Here is a 21,806-nt window from a genome sequence, read left to right as displayed (position 1 = left end):
CGCCCTCCCGGGGTTATTTGAGCGTCAGTACCCAGCTCGCGAGGGTTTTCGCTTCCTCTTCCGTCACCGGGTTGGCCGGCATCGGTATCGGCCCCCAATTACCTTGTGTGCCATTTTTGATATGGCTCGCCAGGGTGTCCACGGCACCGGCAACGCCGGCGTTTTTGGCCGCGACATCCTTGAGCGCAGGGCCGACCACTTTGGTGTCGATGGAGTGGCAGGCGGCGCAAGGTTTACTCTTGAACAGCTCCAGCGCGTCTTGCGCGATGGCCGGCTGCACACTCAGCGCAGCGGTCAGGGCAAACAGTGAAGGCAGCGTATTTTTCATGACGATTCCTTGCATTGATGGAGCTCAATAGATGTCGTGTTGAGTGTTGTAGACGTTGAATTTTCCGGTGGGTGTAATCAGGCGTTTGTCCTTGATTACCGCTTTGAGCTTCAGGGTTTTGTCGTCGATCACCACCAGTGCCGATTCATCCGCCTGACCGCTCCAGACGGAGAACCAGACCTCATCGCCGGCCTTGTTGTATTCCGGTTGCACGACGCGCATAGCGCCTTGCTTGATGCCGGCGTACTCGGCGATGGGCAGCACGGTGTATCCGGCATCGAGTTTGTCGAGATTGAACACCGCCACCGACTGACTGAGCTTGGGGTCCGGGTTAAGGGTGGTGTCGACATACAGGTGGCGGGAGTTGGGGTGGGTTTTGATGAACAACGAACCACCGCCTTGGCCCTTGAGTGAGGCGACTTGTTTCCAAGCGTATTGCGGGTGTTTTACCGGGTCGGTGCCGATCAGCGAGATACCGTCATCGCCCAGGTGGCTGGTGGCCCAGACCGGACCGTAGACCGGGTGCTCGAAGTTGGCGCCGCGCCCCGGATGAGGGGTTTTGCCAACGTCCACCAACGCGGTCAGTTTGCGCTCCCTGGAGTCGATCACAGCGACCTTGTTGGAGTTGTTGGCGGCGGTCATGAAGTAGCGGTGCGTGCTGTCCCAACCGCCGTCATGCAGGAACGGCGCGGCATCAATGTAGGTGATGGTGAGGTTCTTGATGTCCTGGTAATTGACCAGCATGACCTTGCCGGTTTCCTTGACGTTGACGATGAACTCGGGCCATTCGTGGGAGGCGATGATCGCCGCGACCCGGGGTTCGGGGTGGTACTCCTGCTTGTCGACGGTCATGCCCCGGGTCGAGACGATTTGCTTGGGCTCCAGGGTTTCGCCATCCATGATGGTGAACTGCGGCGGCCAATAAGAGCCGGCGATGGTGTATTTGTCTTCGTAGCCCTTGAACTTGGAGGTCTCCACCGAGCGCGCTTCAATGCCCACTTTGACTTCGGCAACTTTGGTCGGCTCCACTGGCCACAGGTCGATCATGTCGATCCGCGCGTCTCGTCCAATCACCAGCAGATAGCGGCCCGACGCGGAGATTCGCGAGATGTGTACCGCATAACCGGTCTCGATCAGTTTGACGATTTTCTTGCTGTCGCCGTCGACCAGAGCGATTTTGCCGTCATCGCGCAGCGTCACCGAAAACAGGTTCGGCAGGTTGAGTGTGCTCAGTTGCTTCTTCGGGCGATCCTCGGGCTTGACCAGCACTTTCCAGGTCTTCAGCGTCTCGGCCATGCCCCATTCCGGCGGTGTCGGTGGCGTTTGCTGAATGAATTTCGCCATCGCGGTGATCTGCTCTTTGGTCAGGGCATTGGACGTTCCCCAATTCGGCATGCCCGCCGGTGATCCGTAGGTAATCAACGCTTCCAGATACGGTTGCCCGCGGGACTGGGTTATGTCCGGGGTCAAGGGTTTGCCCGTGGCCCCTTTGCGCAGAACGCCGTGGCAACCGGCGCAGCGCTGGAAATAAATTTCCTTGGACGCGTCGAACTCGGCCTGGCTCAGGTCAGGCGCGCCGGCGGTTTTGACCATGGGCGGGATGACCACAGCCGCGGCAGGTTCGTCAGCACCAGCGACCTGACTTATCGCCATGGCCAGCGCCGAACAGAGAGTGACGACAGTCAGGGCAAACGGTTTTCTATTGCTGATCAGCATTCCATTTCTCCTCAGGCAAGACCTTTGCGATGTGCTGGAACGGCAGCGCAGTACGCAGGTTCTTAGTGCGCTGCAAGGCTATGCCTGAGCAGGCCAATGCTTGCTTGACGGCGATCAAGTTTGCCGGCCATGTCACTTGCCAGGTTGTCGCAGGCGCCCGTAGCGTGTGCCTTGAATCCGCTTTTGGAACAGGCAGCCCATGGACCGTATCCCGTCTTGCGAACACCCCGTCGAACCCTTCTATCAACCGCGCGATAACGAAGAGGTGTTGTTCGAACAGGCCTGGCGCCACGGTATGCCGGTGCTGATCAAAGGCCCGACCGGGTGCGGCAAGACCCGTTTCGTCCAGCACATGGCCCATCGCTTGAAACTGCCGCTCTACACCGTGGCGTGCCACGACGACCTGAGTGCCGCCGACCTGCTCGGCCGCCATTTGATCGGCGCCCAAGGCACGTGGTGGCAGGACGGACCGTTGACCCGCGCGGTCCGGGAAGGCGGTATCTGCTACCTCGACGAAGTGGTCGAGGCCCGTCAGGACACCGTCGTGGTGCTGCATCCACTGGCCGATGATCGTCGGGAATTGTTCCTGGAACGCACTGGCGAAGTGTTAAAGGCGCCGTCGTCATTCATGCTGGTGGTGTCTTACAACCCCGGTTATCAGAACCTGCTCAAGGGCATGAAACCCAGCACCCGACAACGGTTCGTGGCGATGCGCTTCGGCTATCCGCCAGTGGCCGATGAGGAACGCATTGTCGCCCGGGAGGCTCAGGTGGACAGCGCACTGGCGGCACAGGTAGTCAGGCTCGGACAGGCCTTGCGCCGGCTCGATCAGCATGATTTGGAGGAAGTTGCCTCGACGCGGCTGCTGATTTTCACCGCGCGCATGATCCGCTCCGGCATGAGCCCGCGTGAGGCGTGCATGGCGTGTCTGGCCGAGCCGCTGAGCGATGATCCTTTAACGGTTGCCGCGCTGATGGACGTGGTTGATGTCCACTTTGGCTGAATCCAGCGACGTTTCCCGTGGCCATCTGCCGGGCGATCTGGCGATGTGGTTTTTCATCCTGGCCGAGCTGACGGTGTTCGCTATCCTGATTCTGGCGTTCGCGGTAACCCAGGCACTCAAGCCGCAAATGTTCAGTGATAGCCGGCTGCTGCTTAACACGTCTACCGGTTTGGCAATGACATTGAGTTTGATCACCGCCGGGTTGTTCGCTGCTCTGGCCCAGGAGCAAGTCCGGCGCTCACGGCCCCGTCAAGGCGCTGTTTTTCTGCTGATCGCGTTGTTCGCTGCGAGTGTCTACGTGGTGCTGAAAGTCACCGAGTACCGGCACTTGCTGGCCTCGGGACTCAGCATGGAGCACAACACGTTTTTCACCCTCTACTGGATCCTTACCGGGTTTCATTTTCTCCACGTAGTGCTCGGCATGTTTATCCTCGGAGGGCTGGCCGAGCGCTGCCGTCGTGGCCTGTACAACGCTGACAACCGCAGCGGGTTTGAATGTGGCGTGCTGTATTGGCACATGGTCGATCTGATCTGGGTCGTGCTGTTTCCGCTGGTCTACGTGCTCAATTGACGGGAGGTTTGATGTCCGCATCCAGGTTATTGCTCGTCTGCTGGGCTGCGCTGGCCACGTTAAGCGTATGCACGGTGGCGCTGGCTCGGGTCGGCGCGACGGTGTGGTTATCGACCGCCATCTTGCTGGTGGCGGTCGGCAAGGCCTGGCTGATCACTGACGGCTTCATGGAGCTACGTCGGGCGCCGCGCCCGTGGCGTCTGTTGATGTTGAGCTGGGCATTGGTGTTGGCAGCCGTTGTCGGGCTGAGCCTGGTTTCAATTGGTTAAAGGTAATACCTGACCAAAACGATCTGACTTTCTTGATCGCCATCAAGCAGCTTTCAAGCCCTCGCTTCCTATCATGGACGGGCCAAGCAACGAGGAAGCGACCATGTCAGACACCTTCACAAAAGGCATGGCCAGGAATATCTACTTCGGGGGAAGCATCTTCTTCTTCCTGATATTCCTGGCTTTGACCTATCACACGGAACAGACCTTTCCAGTGCGCAGCAATGAAGCGCAGTTAAGCGAATCAGTGGTGCGCGGCAAGCTGGTCTGGGAGCAAAACAACTGTGTCGGCTGCCACACGTTACTGGGCGAGGGTGCCTACTTTGCGCCCGAACTGGGCAACGTGTTCCAGCGTCGGGGCGGGGAGGAGGGTTTTAAACCTTTTTTGCATGCCTGGATGAAAATACAGCCACTGGGCATTCCGGGCCGGCGAGCGATGCCTCAGTTCAAATTGAGTGACCAGGAGGTGGATGACATCGCCGAGTTCCTCAAATGGAGTTCGAAAATCAACACCAATGGCTGGCCGCCAAACAAGGAGGGCTGAGAGATGAGCATGGCTAATCCGCATCTGAAATTCGCCTCGCAAGCCGTGGCCAAACCTTACTTCGTGTTTGCCCTGATGCTGTTTTTCGGCCAGGTGCTGTTCGGTTTGATCATGGGCCTGCAATACGTGATCGGGGATTTTCTGTTCCCGATCATCCCCTTCAACGTGGCGCGAATAGTCCACACCAATCTGTTGATCGTCTGGTTACTGTTCGGCTTTATGGGCGCCGCTTACTACTTGATTCCGGAAGAGGCTGATCGCGAACTGCACAGTCCCAGGCTGGCGATCATTTTGTTCTGGGTATTTGCCGTCACCGGTGTGCTGACGATCCTGGGTTATCTGCTGGTGCCTTATGCCGGGCTGGCCAGGCTGACCCACAACGAGCTGCTGCCGACCATGGGCCGTGTTTATCTGGAACAGCCGACCATCGCCAAAATGGGGATTGTGCTGGTGTGCCTGGGTTTTCTCTACAACATCGGGATGACCCTGCTCAAAGGTCGCAAGACCACGGTCAGCGTGGTGATGATGACCGGTCTGACCCTGCTTGCTGTGTTCTTCCTATTCTCCTTCTACAACCCTGGAAACCTGGTCCGCGACAAGTTCTATTGGTGGTGGGTGGTGCATCTTTGGGTGGAAGGCGTCTGGGAGTTGATCATGGGCTCGATGCTGGCTTTCGTGCTGATCAAAATCACTGGGGTAGACCGTGAAGTGGTCGAGAAATGGCTCTACGTGATCATCGCTATGGCGCTGATTACCGGAATCATCGGCACCGGCCACCACTACTTCTGGATTGGTGGGCCCGAGGTCTGGCTATGGGTCGGTTCAATCTTCTCCGCACTGGAGCCGCTGCCCTTCTTGGCCATGGTGATATTCGCCTTTAGTGTGGTGAAGAACCGTCGTCGGCAACACCCGAACCGCGCCGCGACGTTGTGGGCCAAGGGGACGACGGTGACCGCCTTTTTCGGCGCCGGCGTCTGGGGGTTTCTGCACACCTTGGCACCGGTCAATTTCTACACTCATGGCACGCAGTTGACGAATGCTCACGCTCACCTGTCCTTTTATGGCGCTTACGCAATGATCGTGATGACGTTGATCAGCTACGCCATGCCGCGCTTGCGCGGCTTGGGTGAGGCCGCGGACGAGCGCTCGCAAAAGCTTGAGATCTGGGGCTTCTGGTTGATGACGTTGTCGATGGTGATGATCACGCTGTTGCTGACGGCTGCCGGTGTCGTACAGATCTATCTACAACGCTGGCCGGCCGACGGGATTGCGTTGCCGTTCATGGCCACGGTCGAACATTTGCAGGTGCTGTTCTGGGCGCGTCTGGGGGCAGGGGTCGGATTCCTCGCGGGGCTGCTCTGCTATTTGTTCAGCTTCAAGCAGCGGGGGCGCGCAGCCTTGCGTGCTCCGGCCGCGGTGGTGCCTTCATGAGCCGAGATAACGGCTAGAAAGGGTTGGCCCGGCTGATACAGCGGGCCGTTTTTTGCTTTCCAATAAGGGCAAACAGCATGGCCTTTACCGTCGAACTGGAAGAGTGGGTAGGCAGTGTCTGGCATCGCTTCATCACCCGGCGCGCCAGTCCGGATTTTCCTGAAGCGCGCGTTGAACTGGCCAACCAGCAACGCTCGCTGGCGCTGTTGTTTCGCGCCATGGGCGGTGCCAATGGCATCGGTGTGGAAGCGGCCAGCGTCCGCGATCTATTGTTGCGACGCAACGTACTGCAGCAGATCGCCGGCACCTGCAAACAAGTGCCCTTGGCATGGTGTGACGAAAATAGCCTTCGTCTGCCATCAAGCCTCGCGGTCTTCCCTGAAGTGGCCCTTAACGAGGAACTCTATCGTTGGCTCGCGCTGCTGGCAGCGCAGGCCGATCAGATGCGGCATTGGGGGCGGGACAACCAGCGCTGGACGCAACGGCTGTTGCGGCGCTACCCAGCGTTGCGCGCGCGTTACCAGCGACTGGTCGACGCCCATCTGCAATTGCGCCCAGACCCTGCTTCGTTGAACCGCAGTGAAGCGGCACTGGAGCGCGCGCTATGTCAGGCGTTACGCGAGCCTGGCAGTGTCGAGAATTTTCCGCGCAGCGAAAGGGCGGCGTGGCCGTTGCCGTTGTGGTTATACCCGCCGCAACATCTCGCCAGTCCGCTGGCTGCCGATCTGGGTGAGGAGTCCGAAGAGTCGTTGACGACGCTGCCAGGCGAGCAGAAAGGCGGGCGCAAACGCGCCAAACGCTTTGATGACAGCCCCCGCGACGGTGGTTTGTTGGTGGTGCGGCTGGAGAACCTGTTCAGTTGGACCGAGCACGTGGACCTGGATCGCTGGTCGGATGACAGCGAAGACTCGGACGCCGCCAGGGTCGCCGACGACCTGGACGAATTGACCCTGTCGAGCACCCGCCTGCGCAAGGGTGGCGGCTTAAAGCTGCACCTGGATTTGCCTCCCGCGGATGTTGACGATATTCCGCTGGGCGAGGGCATCAAGTTGCCCGAGTGGGACTATCGCAAACAGCAGATGCAGGACGCGTTCGTCAATCTGCAAATGATGGTGCCCCGTGATTGTGAAGCGCAGCCGCTGCCGCCACGGCTGAAGGTTTCGGCGCTGCGTCTGCGACGCCAATTCGAGCACGTGCGCAATGACCGCCAGTGGCTGCGCCAGCAACCTCAAGGGACTGAACTGGATCTGCAGGCATGGCTGGATTTTCACGTTGAACGCGAGCATGGTTGGTGCGCCGAGCGCGGTCTGTTCATGGAGCAACGTCAGACGCGCCGCGACCTGGCGTGCCTGTTGCTGGCCGATGTCTCGATGTCCACCGACGCGCACCTGAACGATGAGCATCGGGTCATCGATGTCATTCGCGACAGCCTGCTGCTGTTTGGCGAAACCCTGTCGGGGCTGGGGGATGATTTCGCCCTGTACGGGTTTTCCTCACTGCGTCGCCAGCAAGTGCGCATGCAGGAACTCAAGTCCTTCACCCAGCGTTATGACGACAACACCCGCGGGCGTATTCAAGGGCTCAAACCGGGGTATTACACGCGCATGGGCGCAGCGATTCGCCAAGCCACGCACCTAATGGGCAGGAGCAAGCGGCGCAGCAAACTGTTGTTGCTGCTGACGGATGGCAAACCGAATGATCTGGATGTGTATGAGGGCCGCTACGGTGTTGAAGACACCCGCGAGGCGGTGCTGGAGGCTCGGCGTCAAGGGCTGACGCCGTTCTGTATCACTATCGATCGCGAGGCCGGGGATTATCTCCCATACATGTTCGGTGCCAATGGCTACACCTTGATTTGTCAGCCTGAGCAATTACCTTTGCGCTTGCCGCACCTGTATCGCCAACTGACTCAGCGTTGAGCCCCGGTCTGAATCAAGCGGCATCAGCTGATGCTGCGCGGCAATACGAAAAACATCGTTATGCAAAAGATCGTCAGGCCAATACAAAACCACCTGAATCGGTGCAGTCGACGTTCCTCGATGCGTTCGGCCATCGCGGGCAGGGGCATGCCGCATCGCAGGCATTCGGATTGCTGTGGCGGGTTAATGTGTTGGCAATACAGGCAGACGGGCATGGCACTCACTCGAACTGCTCCAGGCGCAGGCGATCAAGAATGGCAATCTGGCGGCCGTCCTGAGTGATGATTTTTTCATCGATCAGGCGCCGAATGATCCGCGAAAACGTTTCCGGTTGGATCGACAGATGCCCGGCAATCAATTGCTTGGCCATCGGCAGCTCGAATTGGCTGTCAACCGGCTGCAAGCGCACCAGTTGCGTCAGCAGGTAACGCACGACCCGGTGGGTGGCGTTTTTCAGCGACAGGGTTTCGATTTCATTGACCCTTTGGTGCAAACGCACGCAAAGCTTGCCGAGCAACGCAAAGGTCAGCCGGCTATTGCTTTGAAGCAGGCGCATGTAGGTGCTGTTGGATAAGCGGTAGAGCTGAGTAGGGCAGACCGCCTCGGCCGAGGCCACATAGTTGGGGGTGTCCATCAACATCATCGCCTCGGCGAAGGTTTGTCGATCGCCGATGACTTCAAACACTTTCTCCTGCCCATCGGGTGTCAGCCGGTAGATTTTCACCGCCCCGGCGATCACGAAATAGAACGAGTCGGCTGGCTCGCCTTGTCGGAACAAGGGTTCGCCTTTGTCGATGCTCAGCAAGTGGCTGCTACTCATCAATTGATCCAGCTGCTCTTCGTTCAGCGGTTCGAATAAATGATGACTGCGCAAAATCTGGTGGTGGACGCGATGAGGCACCATGGAAATTCATCCTGCAAGGTTGAGAAAGGGTCGGCTGACGTCGTCAGACGAGGCCCAAAGCGAGGCTGCTGGCCATGGCCAGGACTGAGGTCAACACCACAAACCAGGCCAGTGAGTGAATGACTTTTTTCATGATGACTCCCGCAGATCGAGGTTTTCTTTGAGTTCTAGACGCTTGAGCAAGACGCGGGCCATGCCTGGAGGCCCTTGTTTGTGGGGGGACGTCAGCGTCAGGGTGAAAATGACCCTGCTCGATAGGGTTTAAATAACCGAGTAAGGGTCATTTTTACCCTGATTCATTCGTTGTTGCATGTGAGGGCGCCGCTCCGGGCGCTGATGGGCCTGGGGGCACGGCCCTTGCACTCTTGATCTGCGACAACTGCGTTTGATCGCCGATACCCGATGATCCACCCTGGATTTACCTCGACGCTTGCGGGTGAGTGTCAGGTCCGCAACACGTTAGAGGAGTGGCGTTATGCAAGTGCTTGAGCGCCGTAAAGCGATGGCGATCCCGCCGCTGTTACGGTTGGCCTTCCGGCCCTTTTTCCTCGCGGGCTGCCTGTTGGCAGTGCTGGTCATACCGCTCTGGCTGGCCGCTTTCAGCGGTTCGATAGCCCACTGGACACCGGCTGGCGGTTGGCTGGGCTGGCATCGGCATGAACTGTTGTTCGGGTTCGGGCTGGCGATCATCGCAGGCTTTTTGCTGACGGCGGTGCAGACCTGGACCAGTCGTCCAGGTATCAGCGCAACCCCCCTCGCGGCGCTGGCGTTGCTGTGGTTGTGCGCGCGGGCGGCCTGGCTGGTCAATGCGCCGTGGCCGCTGCTCGCGGTACTGGAGTTGGCGTTCCCGTTGGCGGTGGCGTTGCTCATGGGTATCAGCCTGTGGAAAGCGCGGCAGAAACGTAATTACCCGATTGTGGTGGTGTTGCTGCTGTTGGCCGTGGCCGATGGGTTGTCGCTTTACGGCCTGCTCGACGGTCATCAAGGCTGGCAGCGCCAAGGCGTGCTGATCGGCATCTGGCTGGTGGCGGCGATGATGGGGTTGATCGGCGGGAGGGTCATTCCGTTTTTCACCCAGCGTGGTCTTGGTCGGGTCGAGGGCGTTGCTCCCTGGCCGTGGCTGGATTGGCTGTTGTTGATCGGTTCGCCACTGGTTGCGTTGCTTTATGCGGCGGGACCGGCGCTCAACCCCAATGTCTGGGTGGGTCTGCTGTTCGCGGTGTTGGCGGCGGGGCATGTTGTGCGCCTTGTTCGCTGGCATGATCGGGCACTCTGGCGTGTGCCGTTGTTGTGGTCACTGCACCTGGCCTATGGCTGGTTGGCGGCGGCGTGCCTGGGCATGGCGCTGTGGCATTTCGGTGTACCGATCAACCCGAGTCTGGCGGTGCATTGCCTGACAATCGGTGCCATGGGTGGCTTGGTACTGGCGATGATCGCGCGGGTCAGCCTGGGTCATACCGGCCGCCCCCTGAAGCCTCCATCGGGCATGACCCTGGCGTTTATTTTGCTCAATCTGGCGTGCCTCAGTCGGGTCGTGTTGATCCTGTTTTTGCCGCTGTTGGCGTTGTGGCTGGCCGGCCTGTGCTGGGCGCTGGCGTTTGCGCTGTACGCCTGGCGTTACGGGCCGATGCTGCTGCGCACTCGGGTTGACGGTCATCCGGGTTGAGCCGGCGACATGAGGGAGGTGGTCAGTGATGTATCCCATTTTGTTGGTGACCCACTTGCTCGCGGCGATCGCCTTCATTGGCACGCTGTTTTTCGACGTAGTGATCTGGCATCACGCCCGCCAACAGTTGCCGGAGGCGCCACAGTCGACGGCGGATCAGGCGATTGCCGTGCGTTCGCGCAAGGTGCTGCATGGCGTGGTGTTGCTGTTGTATGGCGCAGGCATCAGTTTGGCGTGGCAGTACCGTGGCGCTTTGAGTCAGCCGCTGGCCAGCATTTTTGGCACGATGCTGAGCCTGAAGATCCTGTTGGCCCTAAGCATCATCGGTCATTATTTGCTGTTGGCGTATTGGCTGAAAAGCTCACGCCTGACCACCACCCGGGCGAGCTGGATTCGCCGTAGCATCCTCGGGCACATGGTGTTGATCGTGATCCTCGCCAAGGCCATGTTCTATTGGCATGGCTGAGCGCCAACAGTCCCCGACAGACAAAACCCGCGACAACCGGTGGGCTGGCGCGGGTTTGGGGTAAGCGGCAATCGATCAATGACGGGGGTTCAGGGCGTTTACGAACAGCACATTGTTTTCCAGATGGATGTGTTGCATCAGGTCATCGCGAAACTCCAGCAACCCGCGATACAAGGCGCGCCAGGTGTTACAGGCATCCGCTGGCGGGGTGATGTTGTTGGTCAGTGCCAGGAGTTTTTCCAGCGCCTGGCCATGTTGATCATGTTCGAAGCGCAGCACCTGGATCGGCGGGGCAGCCTGGGGGCCGATGCCTTGTAGCAGCATCGGGAAGAGCACTTGTTCCTCCTTGAGCATGTGGCCTTCGAGTTCTTGTTGAATGTCGGTTAGCAGGTCGGCCAAGCCGTTGGGGCAACTGCTGCGCGCCCCGTGGACGTGCTCAACCCGACGGGCCAGGCGGATCAGCTCCGGCAGTTGCTCGCGGTGGCGGGCGTGGTAGCGGGTGAGGAGGTGAGCGATCAACTCTTGCGACGGTTCGTTGCGCCAGTCAAGTTGAGTTTCGCCGACTCCTTGCAGGATGTGCAGAGCGTCGGCAATCAACATCGGGTCAAGGTCTTTACCCATGGCTGCTTCACGCAGGCTTTTATGGCCACCGCAACAGAAGTCCAGTTTGAAGGTGTGAAAAATCCGGGTGGCGCCGGGAATGTCGCAGGCCAGTTGGCCGAGGCTTTGTTCCAGTAGGGTCTGGCTCATGAGGGTTCCTTGTTTGGATTTCAACGGTTCCCCAGGCACATTGCATCCGGCATGCCATATTTAACATGTTGAAAATTATCAATAATATTTAAGTTGTGGTGATTGTCACCCTGACACTTTAGGGTGAATCCAACCATAGAGGGTGATTACTACCATGCTGCGAGAAAGCCTGGCAGCCGACCTGATTGTCGAGTTGCCCAATGCGGTACGGTTCCAGCGACTGGTCCAGACCCTGCGTGAATATTTCAACAGCGGTGCCGTGGGATTGCTGCGTCTGGACGAAGATAGCCTGCGACCTGTCGCGACGGTGGGTTTGGTTCATGAAGCATTGGGACGCCGGTTTGTCATCGCTCAGCATCCGCGACTGGCAGCGATCATGGCGTCACGCGAGCCGACCTGGTTCGAGCCTGACAGCCGCTTGCCGGACCCCTACGACGGCTTGCTCGACAACCATGTCGGTGAACCGTTGCCGGTGCATGACTGCATGGGCGTGAGCCTGTATGTGGAGGGGCGGATCTGGGGCGCCATTACCCTCGATGCGTTGCATGCCGGCACCTTCGACAGCCGAGCGCGTGAGGAACTCAAGCGTTGCACCTTGCAGATCGAAGCGGCCGTGCGCGTCACCCGGCTTGAACAGGAAAACCGCAGCTTGCGCCTGTCCCGCAGCGATCTTCAAGACGTGCGTTTGCCCGCCGATGAAGGCGAAATCCTTGGACAGAGTGAGGTGTTACACCAGTTGCTGAATGAGCTGGATGTGCTGGCGGATTCTGATCTGCCGGTGTTGCTGTTGGGCGAAACCGGCGTCGGCAAAGAGTTGTTTGCCCGGCGCCTGCATCGTTTGTCACGGCGCAGTCACAAGCCGTTGGTGCAGGTCAACTGCGCCGCGTTGCCGGAATCGCTGGCAGAGAGTGAGTTGTTCGGGCATGTCAAAGGCGCCTTTTCCGGCGCCACCAGTGACCGCGCCGGACGTTTCGATGCCGCCAACGGGGGCACACTGTTTCTCGATGAAGTCGGTGAGTTGCCGTTAAGCGTTCAGGCGAAACTGTTACGCACTTTGCAAAACGGCGAGATCCAGCGCTTGGGGGCGGATAAACCGTTGCACGTGGATGTACGGATTATCGCCGCGACTAACCGGCACCTGCCCGACAGCATCCGCGACGGCGTGTTTCGGGCTGACCTGTATCACCGGCTCTCGGTGTACCCGGTGCCGATTCCGCCTCTGCGCGAGCGCGGTAACGATGTGTTGATGCTCGCCGGGCATTTCCTTGAACTCAACCGGGCGCGGCTTGGCCTGCGTGGTTTGCGTTTGTCGCCAGCGGCCGAGCGCAGCTTGCTGGCGTATACCTGGCCGGGCAATGTGCGCGAGCTGGAACATGTGATCAGTCGCGCTGCGTTGAAGCAACTCAGTCGCGGCACCAGTCGGGCGTTGATCATGACGCTAGAGCCGCAAGTCCTCGACCTCGACAGTGCGATGGGGGCGTCGGGGATGCTCCTCGAACGGCTGCCAGAGGTGATGTCTGATGCGCCGTTCCAGGCCTTGGGCGACGCCGTTGATGACTGTCAGCGGCAAAAAATTCTTCACGCCCTGAGTCTTTCCGGGGACAACTGGGCCAGCGCCGCGCGACTGTTGGACGTCGATCCGAGCAATCTGCATAAATTGGCCCGGCGGCTTCGTCTTAAATAAGCCGGCGCGGCGGGGCATGTTGATGGTGATCAAGGTGGCTTCGCCCAGTGGCTCGCACACTGGGCAAAATCCTCCGGAGATCACTGTCATGCCTCTTTCCCTGGCCCAGATGCGCCGCAACTACACCCTTAACGGCTTGCAGGATGAGGCCGCGCTGGACGATCCCCTGGCCATGTTTCGACAGTGGATGCAGCAAGCGCGGGACACCGAGTGCGCGCCTGTCGAGGCCAACAGCATGATGTTGGCGACGGTCGACAGTGACGGGCGACCGCACTGCCGGGTCCTGCTGCTCAAGGGCTTGAGCGACGACGGCTTTACGTTTTTTGGCAATTACCAGAGCGACAAAGGGCTACAACTGGCCGCCAACCCGAATGCTGCGATGACATTTTTCTGGCCGGGGCTGGAGCGTCAGGTGCGTATTGAAGGACCGGTGTCCAGGCTCGATCCGCAGCTCTCGGACGCGTACTTCGATTCGCGCTCGGTGGCCAGTCGCCTGGGTGCCTGGGCTTCACCCCAGAGCCGGACGCTGGCCAGTCGGGCGACACTTGATTCGCTGTTGGCCGATACCATCAAGCGTTTCGTTGGCCAGAGCGTGCCGCGACCGGAACATTGGGGCGGCTACTGCCTGCGCCCACATCGGCTGGAGTTCTGGCAGGGGCGTGTCGACCGCCTGCATGACCGCCTCGATTACCGTTTGCAGAACGGCGAATGGTATCGCACCCGTCTGGCGCCTTAAGTCTTGATTCGCCCTGTGGAGGTACCTCGTTGGAGGAATAGGCCTGGCCATCATTCCGGTTCAGGCTTGGCCAAACCCTCATCGACGGGAAGGCTTGGATATGGCCCATTTGGCGCAACACACGTTTGTTCCCCTAAACATCGCCGTGCTGACCATCAGCGATACACGCACCTTTGACACTGATACCTCAGGGCAAACCCTGACTGATTTGCTGCAAACCGCCGGGCATGTGTTGATCGACCGGGCGCTGGTCAAGGACGACATTTATCAGATCCGCGCCACCGTTTCCCGGTGGATTGCCGACCCCCAGGTGCAAGTCGTACTGATGACCGGCGGCACCGGTTTCACCGCGCGCGACAACACGCCGCAAGCGGTTTTGCCGCTACTCGACAAACATGTTGAAGGCTTTGGCGAACTGTTCCGCCAGGTATCCCTGGCGGAAATCGGCATGTCCAGTTTGCAGTCACGGGCACTGGCTGGAATGAGCAACGGCGTGTTGGTGTGTTGCGTCCCGGGTTCGCCAGGTGCCTGCCGGACAGCCTGGAACATGATATTGCTGGAGCAACTGGACAGTCGCACCGGGCCCTGCAATTTCGCCCCGCATTTGAAGCCGCAATCGCAACCAGGCATTGATGCCTGCGAGACGCGCTCATGAGCGGTCGGGTGTGCGACCTCGGCAAGCTGATCCCGGTGGACGAGGCGATCCACCGTCTGCTGGATCAGGCGCCGCCACCCCCCGTGGCGCAACTGATCGCTCTGGATCAAGCCTTGGGGCGAGTGCTGGCGACGGACATTCACTCCTTGGTGAACCTGCCAGCCTGGGACAACAGCGCCATGGACGGTTACGCGCTCCGGGCAGCCGACCTGCCTTTGCAGGGTGGTTGCTTGCCCATTGGCGGGCGAATTGCTGCCGGGGATCGGGCCGGCTCGCCATTGCTCGCGCAGCAGGCGGTGCAGATTTTTACCGGCGCGCCATTGCCTGCGGGGGCCGATACGGTCGTGCCGCAAGAGCGCTGTCGGATCGAGGGTGAGCGCGTCTGGTTCCCGTCCGTCAACGTGGGTGATCACGTGCGCAAAGAAGGTGAAGAGGTTCACCGTGGAGATCTGTTGCTCAAGGCCGGCAAACGCCTGCGCCCACAAGAACTGGGGTTGCTGGCGGGTGCGGGCGTGGCGCGGGTCGAGGTTTATCGACCATTGCAGGTGTGTTTGCTCAGCAGCGGCAATGAGCTGCGCGAACCGGGCGATGCCTTGGCACGGGGGCAGATTTACAACAGCAATCGCTATTGCCTGGCCGCGTTGTTGCGTGGCTGGGGCGTTGAGGTGCATGACTACGGCGTCATGGTGGATGAGTTGGCTGCCAGCCGACATGCCTTGAGTCTCGCGTCTTCTGAGTGCGACTTGCTGCTGAGTTCCGGTGGCGTCTCGGTCGGCGAGGAAGACCATCTTAAACAGGCGATCAAGGAACTGGGCAGCCTGGATTTCTGGCGGCTGGCCATTCAGCCGGGGAAACCCCTGGCTTTTGGCGAAGTCGCCGGCAAACCCTGGATCGGCATGCCGGGCAATCCTTCGGCGGCGTTGATTACCGCGTTGGTGGTCGTGCGTCCATTTCTCCTCAGGGCACAGGGCGTGACGCACGTAATGCCGGCGCCATTGGTCGTGCCGGCCGGCTTCGACTGGTTGCAACGTAACAAGCGCCGCCAGTATCTGCGGGCCAGATTGACCCCCGGCACCGACGGCCAATTGAGCGTTGCGCTGCACCCTCAGCAAAGCTCGGCAATGTTGACGGCTGCGTGCTGGGCTGACGGCCTGGCGGTGATCGAGTGCGAGCAGCAAGTGCTCAAGCACGACAACGTCATGTTCCTGTCCTTTGCCGACCTGATGCATTGATTGCAGTTGATTGTCGTCAAGGCCATACCCGCTGGCCTGGCTAGACTGGCAGCGCCTTTTTGATCGGTGCATTACCGATCCCGGGTGATGGTCGAGACGTGTTTTTTATGAGGATTACCCATGCAACTGGTCTGTCCGGCAGGGAATCTGCCTGCGCTTAAAGCGGCGGTGCGCCAAGGCGCGGATGCCGTCTATGTCGGTTTTCGCGATGACACCAACGCCCGGCATTTTGCGGGCCTGAACATGGATGACAAGCAGTTCGACGCTGCGGTCGCCCACATCCGCCAGCATCAACGCAAACTCTACGTCGCGGTGAATACCTACCCGCAACCCAAGGGCTGGGAGCGCTGGCAGCGGGCAGTCGATCGGGCTGCCGATTTCGGCGTGGATGCGCTGATCGCCGCCGACCCCGGAGTGCTCAACTATGCCAGTCAGCGGTACCCGCAACTGGCGTTGCACCTCTCGGTCCAGGGCTCGGCAACGCATGCCGCGGCGCTGGAGTTTTATGCCCAGCGCTACGGCATTCGGCGTGCGGTGCTGCCACGGGTGCTGTCGTTGGCGCAGGTCCGCCAGGTCGCCGCCAACAGCCCGGTGCCGATCGAGGTCTTTGGCTTTGGCAGCTTGTGCATCATGGCTGAAGGTCGCTGCCACCTGTCTTCCTACATCACCGGCGAGTCGCCGAACCTGTGCGGTGTCTGTTCGCCGGCCAAGGCGGTGCGCTGGAGCGAGGATGCCCAAGGCTTGAGCGCGCGACTCAGCGAAGTGCTGATTGACCGCTACACCCCGGACGAACCGGCCGGTTACCCGACATTGTGCAAGGGCCGCTTTCTGGTCGGCGGCAAACGCTTTCATGCGCTGGAAGAGCCCACGAGCCTCGACACACTCGACTTACTCCCGGAGCTGACCGCCATCGGCGTCGAAGCGGTGAAGATTGAGGGCCGTCAACGTAGCCCGGCCTATGTCGAGCAAGTCACCCGCGTCTGGCGAGCGGCACTGGATGCACATCGCGGTTCGCCGGGCAGTTTTCGGGTCAAGGAGGAATGGCGTCAGGTGTTGGCTGGTTTGTCCGAAGGCAGCCAGACCACCCTGGGTGCTTACCATCGATCATGGCAATGAGGGACGGAACATGAAGCTCAGCCTTGGACCGGTCCTGTTTTATTGGGACAAAGAGCAACTCAGCAATTTTTACGCCGAGATGTCGGCCCTGCCTCTGGACGTGATTTATCTGGGGGAAACCGTGTGTTCTAAACGTCGGGCTTTTTCACTCGATCAATGGCTGGGGCTGGGGCGTGAACTGCAGGCCTGCAGCCAGGCCCAACTGGTGATCTCTAGCCTGACTCTGATCGAGGCCGCGTCAGAACTTTCCAGCCTGCGCCGGCTCTGCGACAACGGCCAGTTGCTTGTGGAAGCCAATGACATGGGCGCGGTGCAGTTTCTGGCTGAACGCAAGTTGCCGTTCGTGGGCGGCCCGGCGCTCAACGTTTACAACGGCCATGCGCTGACGCAATTGCTGGACTGCGGAATGACCCGTTGGGTACCGCCGGTGGAATGTTCGGCGGCGTTGATTGGTGATGTGATCGAGCAGGTCCGCGAGCTCGGTCGCGACGTGCCAGAAGTAGAAATTTTCGCCTATGGGCATTTGCCGTTGGCCTATTCCGCACGCTGCTTTACCGCTCGAGCGGAAAACCGGCCCAAGGATGACTGCCAGTTTTGCTGCATCAACTACCCGGATGGCTTGGCGCTGAACAGCCAGGAAGGGCAGCCGTTGTTCACCCTCAATGGTATTCAAACGATGTCGGCGGACGTTACCAACTTACTGGCCGACTATTGCGGTTTGGTGGCCTGCGGTGCCGACCTGCTGCGCCTGAGCCCACGTGCTCAGGGCATGGCCGAGGTGATTGAGGCCTATCAACGGGTTCGTCTGGGCGAGACACCGCCGCTGTTCGTCGAAGGCTGCAACGGCTATTGGCATGGCCAGGCCGGCATGCTGCGTGTTGAGGAGGCCGGCCTGTGTTGAACCGAAAAAAATGGTTGTTGAAAGGAGCCGACTGCTTGCTGCCGCTGGTGCGCCGAGTGCCCTTTGCTGTGCAACGTTTGGCGCTTCAACAGGCGTTGAATCGCTGCCTCGCCGAGCCGTTGTTGGCGGCGGTTTGGCCGTGACCGTCGGAGTGATTTGCTCGGTGCTCTGCTCCAACGCGATGGGTGCCGGACGAGTCAGGCTCCAGGCACTGCCGATGATGCCGAGCATCACCCCGGCAATGATCCCCGTGGTGCGGTTTAGCAGTTGTGAACGCGACTCCACTTTTTCCAGGGGCGCTGCGCTGCGCGCCGGTTCTGCCTCAGCCGGTGTCGGCCGAGTGATGACCGCCGGCACGGAACGCCAGGCGTCGCTGGCTGATGAGACGCACAGCCACACCGAACCCAGCATAAAAGCGGTGTTGGGGATCAATTCGGTACGGGCTTGACTGTTGCCTTCTTCATCGCAAACGGGACCCTCTTCGGCGTTTAACATCCAGCTGTCGCCCTCGCGTTGCAGGCGGCAGTGCAGGTGTTCCACGCCAGGGTCGTCCAGGGCTAAATCCTGTTGCGCAGCGGAACCAATCGACCACTGCTCGCCCACCAACGGTAAAGCGGCGCCTTGGTGCTGGCCGTTCAGTACGCGTAATTCAAACATCCGACAATCCCTCGATGCTAAAGCCCGGCCGGCTCAAGCGGCATACTCGTTATCCAGTGGTTCAAGGTCATCTTCCAGGTCAAAACGCCCCATGACCTTGACCTTCGCCGCGTTGCTGATCTCCGCAAAAGACAGCACGGGAACGTGATAGAACTCTTCCTTCAGCAGAGTGCGCAGCGGGCTGCGCAGGTCTTGCGCAACTAACAGCACTGATTGTTCTGGTGCGCGCAGGGGGAAGGCGATGTGCAGTTGTTGCACAAGCATTTGGCTGATTTCGTTGTTCAGCGCAAAGAAGGTTTCGGTTTGCGTTTGGCGCAAGCCGTCGCGCAAGAGGCCTTCGCTTTCCGGCGTCAGCAGCCACACTTGCAAACCGTCAGCGCCGCAGTATTGGTGGTAGATCTGTGATTTGAGCGCGATGCGCACGTAGTCCGTCAGTACGCTGATGTCGCGCTCGTGCTGGCAGTGTTCGATCAGGGTTTCGGCAATTACTCGGATCGCTCGCAGCGGCACGCATTCCGAGGCCAGTCGTTGCAATACCGCCGAGAACCGCGTCAGTGTGAGTACCCGCTGCATTTCTTGAGCGAGCTCGGGTTGCTCGGATTCAAGCCAGCCGAGGATCGCCTTGGTTTCCTGTAAACCGATGAATTGCGGCCCACACGACTGTAGCGCGCGCTCCATACGCTCGATGATCAGGGTCGTGGCGCTGACCATGGCTAACTCGCCGCCTTGCAGTTGGGGGGTGTCGGCGGGCAGCCAGACCCACTGATCTTCCTGGCGGTCGACGCTGCCTGGCGTCGCCGCGGGCGTGGTTTCGTCCTCTAAAAGGCGCACATCCACCGCGACGTGGGTCTGGGTAAACGTCGCTTTGAGCAACGGCACGTCGTAGACGGTAAAGCGGAACTCATCCGGTTGCAGATGCTCGGCGTATTCGATAATGAACGAGGGTAAGGTCAGGCCGTATTGCACGACCAGTCGGTTGCGCCGTTGACGTATTTCGCTGACCAGCGCATCGACCTGCGCGGTGTTTTGCCCAGGGTGGAATTGCAGGACAAACTGGCGACTTGGGGAGAAAGTGCGCAGGTCTTCCCGGCCATTCATTTCCGGGGCCACGGCGACGGCGCTGTCCTGGGCCGCTTTGGGTTTGGCCCGTTGTAATTGCAGCAGGCCGCCGCTGCCACAGATGATCGCGATGGTGATGAACACACCGGTCGGCATCCCCGGCAGGGCAGCAAAGCCGAGCATGGCCACGGCGGCAATGATCCAGGCCTTGGGTTGACTGGTGATCTGTTCGGCGATTTCGCGGCCGATGTTGGCCTCGACGCCCGAGTCGGTGTTGGGCACGCGCGTGATGATCATGCCGCAAGTGACGGAGATCAATAGTGCCGGAATCTGTGCAATCAGGCCGTCGCCAATGGTCAGTACGGTATACAGCTGCAAGGCGTCTGATCCGCTCATGCCGTGCTGCACCATGCCGATGGAAATGCCTCCGATCATGTTGATTGCAACGATGATCAGGCTGGCAATCGCGTCACCGTTGACGAATTTCATTGCCCCGTCCATGGCGCCGAACAGTTGGCTTTCCTTATTCAGCTCCGCTCGACGGTTACGCGCTTCGTACACGCTGATCAGGTTCGCCCGTAAGTCGCTGTCGATAGACATTTGCTTACCGGGCATGGCATCCAGTGTGAACCGTGCCCCGACCTCGGCAACCCGTTCAGATCCCTTGGTGATCACCAGAAAGTTGACCACCGTCAGGATCAGGAAAATCACCAGACCCACCGCAAGGTTGCCGCCCACCACAAACTGGCCGAAGGCTTCGACAATGTGCCCAGCGTCCTGGTTGAGCAAAATCAGGCGTGTGGTGGAAATCGATAGCGCCAGCCGAAACATAGTGGTCAACAACAGTACGGCGGGGAACGTTGAGAACGCCAATGGCCTTGGCAAGTGCATGGCCAGCATGATCAACAGGCAGGAAATACAAATATTGACCGCGATCAGCACGTCAACCAGGCCGGTGGGCAGAGGCGTGATCATCATAAACACGATGGCGATGACGAAGAATGCACCGACCAGTTCCGAGCGGCGCATGGCTGCCAGGGCGATCTGGTTCAGCAGGTTAATCACTTGATTCATCTGACGAGCCCCCCGTAAAGCTGCTTTTGTTCCTGCTGAGTGAGTTCGGCCATCAGAATGAGCAGGTTATTCAAAGCGTTCTGACGGCTTTTCATGTCACGCCAGAGCAGGATGGGCAGTTGCAGCAGCATTGGCCGTAACGCATTGAGGAATGCCAGTTGGTGTTTGAGTTGCTTGCCGCCGATGTGCTGGGTCAATTGCAGGGTTTGGTTCACATTCATGCCATTGGCCGTCAGGGTCAGCAGGTGCTTGAGGAAAGCCGGCGGGTCGACTTTCAAGTCAGGGTTCTTGTTGCGCATACGCCCCAACAAATGCTCGCAACCGCGCAACAGGGTGGTCACGTGCCGGGCGGTATTAAGGCCGTGCATCAGTGTGCGCAATTGCTCGTGGGAGGCAGATGGGGTCAAGGCCGATAGGTCGTCGGCTATCGCGCTGCGCATGTCGCGCAGGTTGAGGTCGAATTGCCCAGGTTCCTCTTGCTCGCTGAGCAGCGCTTCGATCAACCCGGTGATGTTCGGCTGGCCGGAAACGGCCACGTTGTAGAGGTTGCGCAAGGCGGCACGGCGCTTGTTGTCGATGTGGGTCCGAGCGAACGCTTTGGCGGTGTTGATGCCGGCCCTGGCGCGCGTCCCGTATTTGCGCCGCAGCAGCTTCAACTGGTGGGTCAGCACCACGTGTTCGCCCATGGCGCCATCGGCCTGAGCTTGTTTGCGTGCAGCTTGCAGCACCACGTGAGCCTTGGCCGCGTCACCGTCGGCGTAATCCATTATCTGTGACAGGTCTGTCGAATTTTGCAGCAGAAGTTTTTTGCGCAGCAGCGCCGCTGCGGTGTCGAGCCCGGTGTCTTGAGTGCCCATCAGCAACTGATAGAGCTCGCCGAGTTTGACTGCCCGCGACTGCAAGGCATTGGCACTCGCCACCAACTCGCGCTGACTCAATATACGGCTGTGCTGCACCAGTGCTGCGGCAAAACGTGAGACCTGTTGCGGCGACGTTCCGGCGCTGTACTGCGTGGGGCTGTGGAGCGGCTGCGCGGCAGGTGCCACGACGCTTGTCGGCGCGATCGGAAGTGTCTGCAAGAGAGGCGGAGCGACGATTTTCATAGGGCGGTTCTGAGCCTGGTCA

The 21,806-nt window shown here is 59.8% G+C and carries 22 protein-coding genes and 2 pseudogenes; 16 read left to right on the top strand and 8 right to left on the bottom strand.

Annotated elements, in window-relative coordinates; all coding sequences use genetic code 11:
- Window positions 1-13: 13 nt before the first annotated feature.
- Window positions 14-328: a c-type cytochrome gene (locus RHM68_RS13355; protein ID WP_322215322.1), complete on the bottom strand. Its 315-nt coding sequence runs from the start codon at window positions 326-328 to the stop codon at window positions 14-16.
- A 24-nt stretch (window positions 329-352) separates the two neighbouring features.
- On the bottom strand, window positions 353-2,044 hold the full coding sequence (locus tag RHM68_RS13350; RefSeq protein ID WP_322215320.1) for a nitrite reductase: 1,692 nt from the start codon (window positions 2,042-2,044) through the stop codon (window positions 353-355).
- 199 nt (window positions 2,045-2,243) lie between these two features.
- Between RHM68_RS13350 and RHM68_RS13345 the strand changes: the two genes are divergently transcribed.
- The 6 genes from RHM68_RS13345 (at window position 2,244) to RHM68_RS13320 (ending at window position 7,781) form a co-directional block, all read left to right on the top strand.
- Entirely contained in the window at window positions 2,244-3,047 is an 804-nt protein-coding gene (locus RHM68_RS13345; protein WP_322215317.1) for a CbbQ/NirQ/NorQ/GpvN family protein, read from the top strand.
- Window positions 3,031-3,618 carry a cytochrome c oxidase subunit 3 gene (locus tag RHM68_RS13340; protein ID WP_322215315.1) on the top strand — a complete coding sequence of 196 codons (588 nt, stop codon included), beginning with the start codon at window positions 3,031-3,033 and terminating at the stop codon, window positions 3,616-3,618. The genes RHM68_RS13345 and RHM68_RS13340 overlap by 17 nt, the downstream gene beginning before the upstream one ends.
- Window positions 3,619-3,629: 11 nt before the next feature.
- Entirely contained in the window at window positions 3,630-3,887 is a 258-nt protein-coding gene (locus RHM68_RS13335) for a cytochrome C oxidase subunit IV family protein (protein WP_322215311.1), read from the top strand.
- 103 nt (window positions 3,888-3,990) lie between these two features.
- Window positions 3,991-4,431 carry a cytochrome c gene (locus RHM68_RS13330; RefSeq protein WP_322215309.1) on the top strand — a complete coding sequence of 147 codons (441 nt, stop codon included), beginning with the start codon at window positions 3,991-3,993 and terminating at the stop codon, window positions 4,429-4,431.
- Window positions 4,432-4,434: 3 nt separating this feature from the next.
- Window positions 4,435-5,862, top strand: coding sequence for a cbb3-type cytochrome c oxidase subunit I (locus RHM68_RS13325; RefSeq protein WP_322215307.1), 1,428 nt, complete (start codon window positions 4,435-4,437; stop codon window positions 5,860-5,862).
- 77 nt (window positions 5,863-5,939) lie between these two features.
- Entirely contained in the window at window positions 5,940-7,781 is a 1,842-nt protein-coding gene (locus RHM68_RS13320) for a nitric oxide reductase activation protein NorD (RefSeq protein ID WP_322215304.1), read from the top strand.
- Between the two features lie 23 nt (window positions 7,782-7,804).
- Here the strand turns inward: RHM68_RS13320 and RHM68_RS13315 are convergent, their stop codons facing one another.
- Together RHM68_RS13315 and RHM68_RS13310 are read right to left on the bottom strand one after the other, a co-directional pair.
- Window positions 7,805-8,005: a protein DnrP gene (locus RHM68_RS13315; RefSeq protein ID WP_322215302.1), complete on the bottom strand. Its 201-nt coding sequence runs from the start codon at window positions 8,003-8,005 to the stop codon at window positions 7,805-7,807.
- Window positions 8,002-8,685, bottom strand: a complete 684-nt coding sequence (locus tag RHM68_RS13310) for a Crp/Fnr family transcriptional regulator (protein ID WP_322215300.1) — start codon at window positions 8,683-8,685, stop codon at window positions 8,002-8,004. Before RHM68_RS13310 ends, RHM68_RS13315 begins: the two co-directional genes overlap by 4 nt.
- Window positions 8,686-9,160: 475 nt before the next feature.
- Here RHM68_RS13310 and RHM68_RS13305 point away from each other — a divergent pair, with 475 nt between their 5' ends.
- Window positions 9,161-10,351 carry an NnrS family protein gene (locus RHM68_RS13305; protein ID WP_322215298.1) on the top strand — a complete coding sequence of 397 codons (1,191 nt, stop codon included), beginning with the start codon at window positions 9,161-9,163 and terminating at the stop codon, window positions 10,349-10,351.
- A gap of 28 nt (window positions 10,352-10,379) precedes the next feature.
- The gene (locus tag RHM68_RS13300) at window positions 10,380-10,817 is read left to right on the top strand and encodes a hypothetical protein (RefSeq protein WP_322223789.1); all 438 of its coding nucleotides are present in this window, start codon (window positions 10,380-10,382) and stop codon (window positions 10,815-10,817) included.
- Between the two features lie 75 nt (window positions 10,818-10,892).
- Here the strand turns inward: RHM68_RS13300 and ytfE are convergent, their stop codons facing one another.
- The gene (ytfE, locus tag RHM68_RS13295) at window positions 10,893-11,567 is read right to left on the bottom strand and encodes an iron-sulfur cluster repair protein YtfE (protein ID WP_322215295.1); all 675 of its coding nucleotides are present in this window, start codon (window positions 11,565-11,567) and stop codon (window positions 10,893-10,895) included.
- 154 nt (window positions 11,568-11,721) lie between these two features.
- Between ytfE and norR the strand changes: the two genes are divergently transcribed.
- The 8 genes and pseudogenes from norR (at window position 11,722) to RHM68_RS26740 (ending at window position 18,339) form a co-directional block, all read left to right on the top strand.
- A complete protein-coding gene (norR, locus tag RHM68_RS13290; RefSeq protein ID WP_322215293.1) occupies window positions 11,722-13,251 on the top strand; it encodes a nitric oxide reductase transcriptional regulator NorR in 1,530 nt (509 codons plus the stop codon).
- Between the two features lie 88 nt (window positions 13,252-13,339).
- Entirely contained in the window at window positions 13,340-13,987 is a 648-nt protein-coding gene (gene pdxH / locus RHM68_RS13285; protein WP_322215291.1) for a pyridoxamine 5'-phosphate oxidase, read from the top strand.
- A 100-nt stretch (window positions 13,988-14,087) separates the two neighbouring features.
- Window positions 14,088-14,642, top strand: coding sequence for a molybdenum cofactor biosynthesis protein B (moaB, locus tag RHM68_RS13280; protein WP_322215289.1), 555 nt, complete (start codon window positions 14,088-14,090; stop codon window positions 14,640-14,642).
- Window positions 14,639-15,874 (top strand): gephyrin-like molybdotransferase Glp, encoded by a 1,236-nt coding sequence (glp, locus tag RHM68_RS13275; protein WP_322215286.1) that lies wholly within the window; start codon window positions 14,639-14,641, stop codon window positions 15,872-15,874. Before moaB ends, glp begins: the two co-directional genes overlap by 4 nt.
- Window positions 15,875-15,994: 120 nt before the next feature.
- Entirely contained in the window at window positions 15,995-16,990 is a 996-nt protein-coding gene (ubiU, locus tag RHM68_RS13270; protein ID WP_322215285.1) for a ubiquinone anaerobic biosynthesis protein UbiU, read from the top strand.
- A gap of 10 nt (window positions 16,991-17,000) precedes the next feature.
- Window positions 17,001-17,891 carry a U32 family peptidase gene (locus RHM68_RS13265; protein WP_322215283.1) on the top strand — a complete coding sequence of 297 codons (891 nt, stop codon included), beginning with the start codon at window positions 17,001-17,003 and terminating at the stop codon, window positions 17,889-17,891.
- Window positions 17,885-18,013 (top strand): annotated as a pseudogene (locus tag RHM68_RS13260) (SCP2 domain-containing protein); the annotation flags it as partial. The gene RHM68_RS13265 and the pseudogene RHM68_RS13260, both read left to right, overlap by 7 nt.
- A 17-nt stretch (window positions 18,014-18,030) precedes the next feature.
- A complete protein-coding gene (locus RHM68_RS26740; RefSeq protein ID WP_416195195.1) occupies window positions 18,031-18,339 on the top strand; it encodes a hypothetical protein in 309 nt (102 codons plus the stop codon).
- Here the strand turns inward: RHM68_RS26740 and RHM68_RS26735 are convergent.
- From RHM68_RS26735 to sctW, 3 genes and pseudogenes are all read right to left on the bottom strand, one after another.
- Window positions 18,330-18,548 (bottom strand): annotated as a pseudogene (locus RHM68_RS26735) (FHA domain-containing protein); the annotation flags it as partial. The gene RHM68_RS26740 and the pseudogene RHM68_RS26735 overlap by 10 nt on opposite strands.
- A gap of 33 nt (window positions 18,549-18,581) precedes the next feature.
- Window positions 18,582-20,681 carry a type III secretion system export apparatus subunit SctV gene (sctV, locus tag RHM68_RS13250; protein ID WP_322215281.1) on the bottom strand — a complete coding sequence of 700 codons (2,100 nt, stop codon included), beginning with the start codon at window positions 20,679-20,681 and terminating at the stop codon, window positions 18,582-18,584.
- Window positions 20,678-21,784 (bottom strand): type III secretion system gatekeeper subunit SctW, encoded by a 1,107-nt coding sequence (gene sctW / locus RHM68_RS13245; RefSeq protein WP_322215279.1) that lies wholly within the window; start codon window positions 21,782-21,784, stop codon window positions 20,678-20,680. The genes sctV and sctW overlap by 4 nt, the downstream gene beginning before the upstream one ends.
- Between the last annotated feature and the right edge of the window lie 22 nt (window positions 21,785-21,806).

This window comes from Pseudomonas sp. DC1.2 (assembly GCF_034351645.1).
In the GTDB taxonomy this organism is placed as follows: Bacteria; Pseudomonadota; Gammaproteobacteria; order Pseudomonadales; family Pseudomonadaceae; genus Aquipseudomonas.
The sequence above is the reverse complement of the archived record's forward strand: the minus strand, read 5'-3'. Positions and strand labels throughout refer to the sequence as shown.